This window comes from Oleiphilus sp. HI0125, from assembly GCF_001635355.1.
In genome coordinates, this window is the sequence record NZ_LWGF01001457.1 from 1 (window position 1) to 601 (window position 601).

A 601-nucleotide genomic window follows, 5' to 3' on the forward strand; every position below is an offset into this window, starting at 1 on the left:
GCCTCTGCTTCTTGCTCAGAGGCAGTCATCACGTGACCCAAGGACTACTTAGCCTGAGTATCGATCTGTTCTGTTTTCTCTGATTCTGACTCATTATTGTCATCCATCCTAAACTTTCCATTCTTTTGTATTAAATTCCAAAAGTAAGATCAGTTTCAGGATACTTTTTTCGCACTACGCCTTATCGGCGAAAATATGCATCAAAACAATTGGTTGGCTACTTACAGGCGGGCCTTCATATAATTTTGATGCAATTCAAGTTTAGATTTTTAGGATTTCAAGTTATTTCAAACTACATAACAAATTTACAAAATCGGTTGCAAAGCCGCTTGTAATTAGGTGATCCATCTAACTCCGATAATCGTGCGTTGACCACCTAACTCGTGGTTTTGTCTTTTTTCGCTTGCATAATTAGAGCGACCTCTAAGCCAATCACAACCAGTGATAACACTAAGAACCACCAAACAAATGCTTCAACGAAAGCAATGATGCCGACCGCGACAAATAGGTAAAAGCCTACGACGGCATAGCGGTAGTGCAAGCGCAGACCATCTGTAAAAACAGTAAGCGCTAAGATCAAAAAGCTAACGAGAGCACCCTG

The 601-nt window shown here is 40.8% G+C and carries 1 protein-coding gene; it reads right to left on the reverse strand.

All coding sequences use genetic code 11. The features are described 5' to 3' along the window. Nucleotides 1-376: 376 nt before the first annotated feature. The coding region (locus A3762_RS28050; protein ID WP_197469567.1) for a hypothetical protein at nucleotides 377-601 on the reverse strand (225 nt) is incomplete at its 5' end.